Below are 10244 nucleotides of genomic sequence, written 5' to 3'. Positions count from 1 at the left end.
CCTCGAGCCGCAGCGCTCCGAAGCCGAGGATGGCCACCAGTACCGCCGCGTAAACCGCCAGCCCGGGCAGGACGCGGCGCCCTGTATCCCGGTGCTCGAACGCCCAGTTGGCCACCGTGGCGAAACACACCAGGACGAACGTCAGGCCCCACAACCCCGTCACCGATACCAGCTGCACCAGCACCGGCACCTTTGCCTGGGTGTAGGCCAGCACGCCCCAGGTGCCGAATGGATTGCCCAGGCTGCTGAAGAGCTCCAGCCCCGTCGTCGCCGCTGGCAGGAAGAGCGTCCCCACGAAGGTGCCCCGTGGCCCCACGACGAGCCGGTCCGCCAGGTACAGCAGCGCGACCACCACCGCGCCTCCCAAGGCCATGCCGAAGGCGCTCGCGGCGGAGCCCGGGAACACTCCCAGGTTCGCCACGCAAACGGCGATGGTGTTGGCCACCAGCAGCCCCACGAAGCCCACCGCGGGCCGCTGTCGCCGGGAGAAGAAGAGGTACAGGGCGCCCATCAGCCAGCCGGGCAGCACCGCCCACTCCGTGTTCAGCAACAGCACCAGTCCAGCCCCGACGCCCAGGGCGAGCCATGGCACGAACGTGGACAGACGCCGCGCTCCTTCGTCCGGATGACCGCTCATCGCGCTCCCCTCTTCTTCTTCGGCTTCAGCCGCCCAAGTGCTTCGCGCGCCTCGTCACACCAGCGCAGGTGCGCCTCCAGCCCGAGCAGCCCCGCGCGGATCGACAAGTGCTGGTAGGCGAACTCCGGATCGTCTTTCCGGGCGTGGCGGACGTCGTCGTCGATGAGGCGAAGCACCGCCAGCAGCCCCTCCGCCTCGGCGCGGCTGCGCTCCACCTGCGCCAGGGAGTCCGCGGGCCCCACCTGGGCCCCGAAGAAGAGCTTGAGCAACAGCTCGTTGCGCTCGACGTGGGGGAGCACCGGCCGCCTCAGCCATTCCGCGAGCGCCTTCCGCCCCGCCGCCGTCACCCGGTACACCTTGCGGATCCGTCCGCCCCGCGAGCGCTCCTCCGGCTCGAGCTCGACGAGCCGCTCCTCCGCCATCCGCTCCAACGTCGGGTACAGGTTGCCGTAGCTCTCCTGCCAGAAGTGGCCCACCGACCGCTCGATGGTGCTTCGCAGGTCGTACCCACTCATCGGCTCCCGGCACAGCATCCCCAGGATGGCGAACCGACAGGTGCTCTCCCTCGCCATGACTGCCTCCTCCACCCGGATATATCAGGCTGATATATCCGGCCACCAGCCCTCGTTCGGCGTCCCCTGGAGGGGCCGGGCTACGTCTCTCGCAGTCTCTACTGTAGGGATGCTCATTCGCTGGGACGTCGCCGCGCAGTGTCGTCATTGAAGGAACGCCAGACGTGGTCGCGGACCTCGTCGCTCAACCCCAACGCCTCGGCGCGCTCCAGCAGCGACTTCAGCTCCTCGGCGCTCACCAGCGACCGCAGGTCCGCGTAGTACTCCTGCCGGAAGAACTGGTGCACCAGCACCCGGGCCGCCACCTCACGCAACTCCTGCTCGTCGCCGACGACGAGGGTCTTCGCGAGCCGCTCCAGGACGGTGCTCCGCTCCAGCAGGGCCCCTCGTTTCAGGCTCAGCTCGCTCAGCGCCCGGAGTGCGTTCGCTCGCTGCCGGACGGAGAGCTGGCCCTGTTCGAGAATCTCCACCAGCGCGTCGAACACCTCGGGTCCGCGATTGCGGAGTTCCAACAGGTCTACGGGGACCCGCCACTTGTCCAACTCATTGACGAGCCAGCGATGCGCCTTCGCGTCCATGACGGCCACACTCCCGGTTCAAACGGTGAAACAAGTCTGCTCGCATCCCAAGGACGACCCATAGATTGGCAGCATGACCGCTCCCCGCTCGTGCTTTCCGTGGTCCCCTTCCCTGCGTGTCACCGTCGCGCTGGGCTTCCTGTCCCTGGGTGCTGGCTGTGGCCCTGAAGCGGTCGGTGATCCACCCGCCGTGGCGCAGGCCGCTCGGCCTCTCTTGGGGGCCACGCCCGCCGCCGCCGGTGAGTTCCCCTGGATGGTGTCCCTCCAGGACGCGGCCGGGAACCACCTGTGTGGCGGCACCATCATCAACACCCACTGGGTCCTCACTTCACGACAGTGCGTGCTGGGGACCGGCACCGTGACGCCCCCGCATCCCAGCACCCTTCGCGTCGCGGCGGGCAGCAACAGCCTGGCGGCGATGAGCAGCGCGGGGCAGGTGAGCACGCTGCTGGACATCATTCCCCTCGTTGGCTCGTGGGATCCGACGCAGGGCAAGGACGCGGCGCTCCTGCGGTTGATGACCCCGCTGACGCTCAATGGCACCACGGTGACGGCCCTGCCGGTGGCGACGGCGGCGGACGTCTCCGCCGGCTACACCGATCCGGGTGCCATCGCCACGCTCGCGGGCTGGGGGCAGACGACCCCCGGCGGTGCAATCCCAGACGCGTTGATGAAGATGAGCGTGCCGCTGATGTCCAACGCGGATGCCTCCCTGGCGCTGGGGCAACCCCTCACCACCGACCAGTTGGGGGCGGATGGTTCGGCGCAGGGCAACGCCTTCTGCACGGGGGACGTGGGGGGCCCGCTGGTGGTGGACGGCCTCTCCGGGAAGAAGCTGGTGGGCGTCGCCAGCTACAACCTGGGCTGCTCGGCGCCGGACATCTTCGAGCGGGCTGCGTACCTCAAGGGGTTCATCGACTACATGACCCCGCGGCTGAGCACCGCGCCGCGGGCGACGCTGCAGCACGTGAACGCGCCCCAGGGCGGCTGGAAGCACTACTCCCTCACCCTGCCGTCGGGCATCCCCGCGTTCACCGTGTCGCTCCAGAAGGGCACCGGCAATGGCACCCTCTACGTGCGCTACAACGGAGCGCCCACGCTGACGAACTACACCTGCCGCTCCGGCGCCACGGACAGCAACCTGGAGTATTGCTCCCTCTACTACCCGAGCCAGGGGACCTGGTACATCTCGGTGTATGGCGAAACGGCCGTCGTCGAGGCCTCCATGCTCGGACGTACTTTCTATTGATACGGCCGCTTGCTCCAGGTGCCATGAGGACGGAGTAGGCTTCCGCTCGCATGAGCACGAGCGGAACGACGGCGCCCGGATTCTGGCTGGAGGTCGACCTCGCGCTGGCTGGCGATGAGGTCAGCGCCACGGCGCGTGGCAGCGGCGGCCAACAGCCCGCGCCGCACAGGTTGGGGCCCGCGCACTCGCGCGAGTCCCTCCGCCGCTTCGGTGAGTGGGTGCGGGACGCGGCCGTGCGCGGGGTGCCCCTGGAGTCTCCCGAGCAGGCGCGGGCGCTGCACTCCGCGCTCTTCCGCGAGGGGCTCCAGGAGGTGCTGCTCGAGCTGCGCGGCGTGTTGCGCACCACCGCGAGCAAGAAGCCGCTGCTGCTGCGCCTGCTGCCCCGGGACCGCGAGCTCCAGGCGCTTCCCTGGGAGGCGCTCTGTGGACCGTCCGGGCCGCTCGACTTCCTCGGCATCTCGCCGGAGCTGTGCATCGTGCGCGGGGTGCAGTCCACGAAGCCCTGGCTTCCTCGCGAGGTCACCGGGGCCGTGCGGCTGCTCGTCGTCTCGCCGCTGGACGAAGAGGCTCCGGCCCGCCTGCGCGCCATGCTCCAGCCGGCCATCGACTCCGGAGCGCTGGAGTGGATGGAGCCGCTCGTGGGGCCCCGCTCGCGGCGCGACTACGTCATCGACCGGCTCCGCTCGGAGCCCGCGCCGCACATCCTGCACTTCATCGGTCATGGCGGAGTGGACGCGAAGGGGGCTCCGGTCCTGCAACTCACGGATGCGGATGGCGCGTCCGCGGGGCTCTCCGTGGAGTTGCTGGCGAAGGAGCTGGCGGGAGCCTTCCGGGGCGACCTGCGATTGGTGGTGCTCGAAGCCTGTCAGGGCGCTCAACCGGGGGCGCTGACGAGCGCGGCGGAGCTGCTCGCGCAGGGCGGCGCGGACGCGGTGGTGGCGCACCTGTGGCCGGTGAAGACAGACGTGGCGCGCGCGTGCTCGCGGGCCTTCTACCGCGCGTTGGTGGGAGACACGCGGCACCGGGGCGACGTGGCCCGCTGCCTCCATGACGCGCGCAGCACGGTGCTCACGGAGTTCGGCGAGAGCGCCGAGGCCTTCTCCCCCGTGCTGTACCTGCGAGGCAGTGACACCACGCTCTTCTCCTTCCGGCCCGCCCGGGCGAACACCGCGCCCCGAGCCCCCGTGCAGTCCGAACCGGTGCGCCCAGAGGACCCGTCCCTGCGCGGGCTCCTGGACCTGGTCTCACGTCCCTTCTCGCTGGTGCTGGGCGACCACGGGGGCACCCCGGACGAGGATCTGCGGGAGCTGCTGCACGGCCGGATGCGGGGCACGCCGTGGGCCGTGCCGGAGGCGCTGCCAATGAGCGCGCTGGCGCAGCGGTTCACGCTGCGCTTCGGACCCAAGACGCTGGACTCGCACTTCCAGGAGGTGTTCCAGGATGCGACGCCCACGCTCCCGCTGGTGGAGGCGCTGGCGCGGCGGCTGAAACCCGGCGTCCACATCACGCTCTTGCGCATGCCCGTGCTGGAGCACGCGCTCGCGATGCACCGGCCGGAGCTGCCGCTGTATGTCATCCAGCCCTCGACGCCCGACGAGGGCTCCGCGCTGATCCGACGGCGCCTGCCGGGGCAGGGCTGGGAACCGCTCGACACGCTGCCCCTGGACTTCGACCCATCGCGCGACGTGGCGCTGGTGCGGCTGTACCGGGGCTACCTGCCCGACCGCGTCTTCGAAACGCCCCTGCTCACGGAGGACGACTACCTGCACGGCGTGCGAGACCTGGAGTCCGTCCTGCCTCCGGACCTGGCGGACGCCATCCTGGGGACGCTGGACAGCCGGCCCGCGCTGCTCATTGGACTGTCATTGCTGACATGGAACCACCGCATGTTGTTGTCGCGGCTGTTCGGACGCCGGCCGCTCCCTCGCAAGAGCCTGGTGCTGCTGGAGCCCGGGGTTCATGAGGCGGAGTCCTGGAAGTCAGGCCGGGGCCTGCCCGCGGGCGCGGGCATCCAGGTGGTGCAGGCGGAAGCGGGCGCGGTGGCCGAGTCGCTCGGCGTGGGGACGCCGGGAGGTTCGCGATGAGCGGCCTGGTGAATCCCTTCCTCGGGCCGCAGCCCTACCGCGCGGCGGACCGCGAGCGCTTCTTCGGCCGCGAGACCGTGACGCAGCGGCTGGTGAACCGCATCCTCGCGCACCCGTGCCTCACACTCTTTGGCCCCTCGGGCGCGGGGAAGTCGTCGGTGATGCAGGCGGGCGTGATTCCGCTGCTGGAGGAGGCGCACGAGTTCCGCACGGTGCGCATCGACGGGTGGCTCGCGGGGGAGGCTCCGCTGGCGCGGCTCGTGCGCACGATGCACGCGGAGCTGGAGCTGGGGCCGCCGCCGGAGCAGGCGGGGACGGTGGAGGCGCTGGACTCGGCGCTGGAGCTCGCGTCGCAGCGCTCGGACCGGCCGGTGCTCATCTACCTGGACCAGTTGGAGCAGCTCTTCCTTCCGGGGCGCGACGTGGAGGCGACCGGCGCGCTGCTGAAGGGGCTGGACGCGCTGGCGCGCAAGCCGGTGCGCGGGCTGCAGCTCGTGCTGGCGATGCGCGAGGACTACCTGGGGCGCTTCCGGGACCGCGTGCGGGGCCGGCGCGAGTTGCTGGAGCAGGGCTTCCGGCTGGGGCCGCTCACCGTGGGCGAGATGGTGAGGGTGTCGTGCCGGCTGGCCACCGAGAAGGGCCTGCCCTCGCAGCCCTGGTCCGAGCAGGAGGTGCGCGCGCTGATGCGGCAGGTGCGCATGGCGGGCCAGGGCGAGCAGGACGATGACGCCGAGGTGCAGGCCGCGTTCGCGCAGATCGTCTGCCGGGCCCTGTGGGACGAGCGGGCACGGGGACAGGCCGTGGAGCCTGTCGCCGCGGAGCCGATGGTGCACCGCTACCTGGAGGCGACGCTGGATGCGCTCGGCTCCGACAAGAAGCGGGCGGCGCGCCGGTTGCTGGAGCAGTACCTCATCGCGAGCGATGGCAGCCGGACCCTGCTGACAGAGCAGGAGGCCCGCGCCGAGCTGCCACTCCAGCACGCGGACGAGGTGTTGACGCACCTGGAAGCGGCGGCGGTGCTGCACGCGGAGCAGCACCAGGGCAGCCGGTACTTTGAGTTGGGACACGATTGGCTCGCGCGCAAGGTCTTCGACCTCAAGCAGCAGCGCATCGAGCGTGAGTCAGCGCAACGACAGCGCCGGCGTGAAGCGGCCGAGCGGCGCAGGCTCATCATCCTGGCCTCGGTGGCGGTGGGCGTGGCGGTGCTGATGGCCCTGCTGCTCATCTGGGCCTGGACAGAGCGAACCCACGCGGAGGGGGCGAAGAAGGACGCGGAGAGCGCGAAGCAGGAAGCCGTCAAGCAGGCGCGAGACGCACGGGGATTGGCGTTGATAACGGGGGCTCGCGACCTGCAAGGCCGTGGCTACACCGCGATGGCCGCGAAACTGCTGCTCGAAGTGCCCGAGCCCGAGCAGGCGCGGTGGTGGACACAACTGGCGCATGACGTCCTGAAGGAGTCCATTCCGGAGGTGACGTTCCAGGGAACGGCTCCGCTGAACGTCGCGGCCTTCAGCCCGGACGGCCAGCGGGTGGCGGCGGCCTCCAGGGAGGGACCGGCGTGGGTATGGCGCGTGGACGGGACGGGCACTCCCGTGGAGTTGACGGGCCATGAGGGCATCGTCGACTCCATCGAGTTCAGCCCGGACGGGCAATGGGTTGCCACCGCCAGCCGGGACGCCACCGTCCGGGTGTGGCGGGCGGATGGGACGGGCACGCCCAAGGCGCTCTGGAAGTACGAGGACAGCGTTCACTCCGCGAGGTTCAGTCCAGATGGCCAGTGGCTGGTGACGGCTTCGGCGGACATGAGCGTGCAGGTGCGGCGGGCGGATGGAACCAGAGAGCCCGTGATGCTGGGCGAGCACCAGGCCTCGGTCCTGTCGGCGCGCTTCAGCCCGGACGGGCGGCGCGTGGTGACCGCGTCCTGGGACAGGACGGCGCGGGTATGGCGGGTGGAGGGGAAGGGCTCGCCCGTCGTGCTCAAGGGGCACACGAAGCCCGTCTTCTCCGCCGAGTTCAGCCCGGATGGCCAGTGGGTGGTGACGGCGTCCGAGGACAAGACGGCGCGGGTGTGGCGGGCGGATGGGAAGGGCTCGCCCGTCGTGCTCAACGGGCATGAGGGGAACGTGAACTCCGCCACGTTCAGCCCGGATGGCCAGTGGGTGGTGACGGCGTCCGAGGACAAGACGGCGCGGGTGTGGAAGGCGGATGGGACGGGCACCCCCTTCGTTTTCACGGAACATACGGACCCCATCACCTCCGCGGAGTTCAGCCCGGATGGCCAGTGGGTGGTGACCACGTCCTTCGACGGGACCGCCAGGGTGTGGAGGGCGGATGGAAGGGGCCCCTCCCGGGTGCTCCAGGGTCACCAGGACTGGGTCGCGGACGCGCACTTCAGTCGAGACGGGCAGCGGATCATCACCGCGTCCAACGATGGAGCCCTCCGGGTCTGGAAGTGGAAGGCCGGCGGGCCGGAGCTTCCCGTGGTGTTCCAGGGCCCCGGAGAGGCAGCCGGCGCGGTCCGGTCCGCGCGGTTCAGTCCGGATGGGCAGCGGGTCGTCACGGCGGGCACCGACGGAACGGCACGCGTCTGGCGCACGGAGGGGACGGGCGACCCAGTGGTGCTCGATGGGCGCGCGGGCCCCGTTTTGTCGGCCGCGTTCAGCCCGGATGGCCACCAGTTGGTGACTGTCTTCGAGAACGGGAGTGCGCGGGTGTGGCGGGCGGATGGGATGGGCCCTCCGGTGATGCTGAAGGATCCGCTCAGGCCCATCGGCTCGGCGGAGTTCAGCTCTGATGGCCAGTCGGTGTTGGCCACGTCCGGGGGCGAGGCCCAGGTGTGGAGGGCGGACGGGAGCGGGACACCGCGGGTGCTGGGGTCCAACGAAGCACGCTCCGCCCGGTTCAGCCTCGACGGTCAGTGGTTCGTGACCGCGTTCGTCCAGGTCCCGAAGGTGCTGAGGACGGATGGAACCGGCACGCCCGTGGAGCTCAAGGGCCATGGGCGCCGCGTCCTCTCCGCCGAGTTCAGCCAGGACGGCCAGTGGGTGGTGACGGCGTCCGAGGACGAGACCGCGCGGGTGTGGAAGGCGGACGGGACGGGCACCCCTGTCGTGCTCAAGGGGCATCGGGGTGAGATCTATTCCGCGAGCTTCAGCCCGGATGGCCTGTGGGTGGTGACGGCGTCCGCGGACCAGACCGCGCGGGTGTGGAGGGCGGATGGAACGGGCACGCCCGTCGTGCTCAAGGGCCCCCCGAAGGTCGTCTCCTCCGCCCGCTTCAGTCCGGATGGCCACCAGGTCGTGACGACCTCGGTTGACCAGTCCGCGCGGGTGTGGAGGGCGGACGGAACGGGCCTGCCCCTGGTGATCAAGGCCTGTGAGTCGGAAGTCACATCCGCCGAGTTCAGTCCGGACGGGCACCAGCTCCTGACGGTGTGCGCCGATGGACAGGCACAGCTCTGGCCCCTGGAGGTTTCAGAGCTCCAGCGGCGGCTCCGGGCCGTCAACAAGGACTGCCTTCCTCCGGACGTCCGCCGCAGCTACCTGGATGAAAGCGAGGAACAGGCGAAGAGCGCGTATGCGGAATGTGAGCGGATCCAGGGGCGGGATCCGCTCGCGACGCCGCCATCAACACTACGGTTGCTGCCCTGAGAGCCTTGCAGCGGGGTCTCCGAGCAGCACGTAGCCGCGCAAGTCATTGCGCTGCATCCACTGATACCCCTGTCGCTTCGGGTCGACAGGATCCGGAATGCCATACACCTGCGCGTCCTGCCGCGCCCGGTAGCCCGCCAGCAGCGCGTCGTTGACGCCCCGGTACGCGCTCATCAACGCGTCCAGGGCGACGCCCGCGCGGCTGCCATGAGACAGGACCTGGAGCGCGGAGAGGACGCGCGAGGCACGGCCGCGCGTCATGTCCTCCGAGTCCAGGAAGCCGAGCGTCCACGCCAGGTCGCTGTGGCCGATGATGCCCAGCGGTCCGCGCGGATTCGCCAGCAGGGCCTGGGGCAGCGCCGCCACGAAGGGACGCTCCCCTGCCCTGGGCAGGCTGTGCAGCACGGAGTCAGGACGGCCCGCGAACCCGCCAGCCGCGGCGATCTGCGCGAGCCATGCATGGAACGCGCTGTCCGGTGGGGTCGCCGCGCCGAAGCACGCCACGCTGAACCACATGCCTCCGGGCAGGAAGGGCGTGTCCCTCAGCATTGCGCCCGTGAGCGGTGGGCCTCCGCCCAGCGTCAGCGCGCCCTGCAGGGCCCGCTGCTCCTGGGGAGACGTCCATCCCTTCGAGGGCCGCCCCAACCCATGCGCCACCGTGAGCATCACCGCCGAGCGCGCAGCGGCCGCGGCCTCCAAGAGCGCGTCCGCGTCCGCGTAGTCATAGGGAACCTCCTGGACCTTCAACGCGGGCCGCTTCTGCCTCCACCGCGTCTCCATGACCTGCCGGCAGGGCTCCACCAGCAGGTGATGTCCGGAGGTCGTGGCCGTCGTCCCGTCCCGCGCCGTGTACAGGAGCATGTCGGGGGCCTCCGGAGGCGCGCCCCGCTTCTCGGCCGCGATCACCTTCCCGGCGTAGGACGTGTAGCCCGCGAGGTCCGGTTCACCGTCGGGCAGCCCCACGTGAAGCCGCCCCACGAACGCGCCATGCGCGAGCACGTGCTGCAATTCAATGGACACGTCGGGCAGGTCCCCGAGCAGCAGCAGGTACCTGGGGCGCTCCTCCTCGGGGACGTCCTCGGCCCGGTGCACCGTCTCCTTCCAGCGCACCGCCGCGTTCGCGTCCATGCCGGGAGGAACGCGGTAGCGCATCACCGGAGCGCCCTGCTCCTGCTCGCGGTGCTGGATGAGCGGCTCGATGGCGCGAAGCATGGCATCGCCCGCCGTGCCCACGGGCGCGATGACACCCCAGCGCTGCGAAGGCAGGTCATTCGGGTTCGCGTCGGGCCGCTCCAGCGTCATGCCCTCGGCACGGCGAGGAAGCGGCGCGGGCCTGGGGGCATCCCGGGTGGAGTCCGCGGGAAGCCCTTCCTCCAGCACCGGACGGCGGTCGTCAGCGCGCGCGAGCAGGAGCTGGAGTGCTTCATCCTTCACGGGCTCGGGCATCCTGCGGCAGGGTACGGCCTTTTTCGTC

Annotated in this window: 6 protein-coding genes and 1 pseudogene; 3 read left to right on the top strand and 4 right to left on the bottom strand. The window is 70.6% G+C overall.

Annotation, left to right across the window (positions count from 1 at the left end):
- From D7X99_RS24945 to D7X99_RS24935, 3 genes and pseudogenes are all read right to left on the bottom strand, one after another.
- Positions 1–637, bottom strand: a pseudogene (locus tag D7X99_RS24945) (apolipoprotein acyltransferase); the annotation flags it as partial.
- Positions 634–1209 carry a PadR family transcriptional regulator gene (locus tag D7X99_RS24940; protein ID WP_121779968.1) on the bottom strand — a complete coding sequence of 192 codons (576 nt, stop codon included), beginning with the start codon at positions 1207–1209 and terminating at the stop codon, positions 634–636. The gene D7X99_RS24940 and the pseudogene D7X99_RS24945, both read right to left, overlap by 4 nt.
- 113 nt (positions 1210–1322) lie before the next feature.
- Complete coding sequence (locus D7X99_RS24935) at positions 1323–1787, bottom strand: hypothetical protein (protein ID WP_121779967.1); 465 nt, start codon at positions 1785–1787, stop codon at positions 1323–1325.
- A 73-nt stretch (positions 1788–1860) separates the two neighbouring features.
- Between D7X99_RS24935 and D7X99_RS24930 the strand changes: the two genes are divergently transcribed.
- The 3 genes from D7X99_RS24930 to D7X99_RS24920 are packed head-to-tail and all read left to right on the top strand — an operon-like array spanning position 1861 to position 8770.
- A complete protein-coding gene (locus D7X99_RS24930; protein ID WP_121779966.1) occupies positions 1861–3036 on the top strand; it encodes a trypsin-like serine protease in 1176 nt (391 codons plus the stop codon).
- 50 nt (positions 3037–3086) lie between these two features.
- A complete protein-coding gene (locus D7X99_RS24925) occupies positions 3087–5120 on the top strand; it encodes a CHAT domain-containing protein (RefSeq protein WP_121779965.1) in 2034 nt (677 codons plus the stop codon).
- Positions 5117–8770 (top strand): hypothetical protein, encoded by a 3654-nt coding sequence (locus D7X99_RS24920; protein ID WP_121779964.1) that lies wholly within the window; start codon positions 5117–5119, stop codon positions 8768–8770. Before D7X99_RS24925 ends, D7X99_RS24920 begins: the two co-directional genes overlap by 4 nt.
- Here the strand turns inward: D7X99_RS24920 and D7X99_RS24915 are convergent.
- On the bottom strand, positions 8753–10204 hold the full coding sequence (locus tag D7X99_RS24915) for a hypothetical protein (RefSeq protein WP_233613709.1): 1452 nt from the start codon (positions 10202–10204) through the stop codon (positions 8753–8755). The genes D7X99_RS24920 and D7X99_RS24915 overlap by 18 nt on opposite strands.
- Between the last annotated feature and the right edge of the window lie 40 nt (positions 10205–10244).

This window comes from Corallococcus sp. AB032C (assembly GCF_003668935.1).
In the GTDB taxonomy this organism is placed as follows: domain Bacteria; phylum Myxococcota; class Myxococcia; order Myxococcales; family Myxococcaceae; genus Corallococcus; species Corallococcus exiguus.
This window is presented reverse-complemented; position numbering and strand designations above follow the sequence as displayed.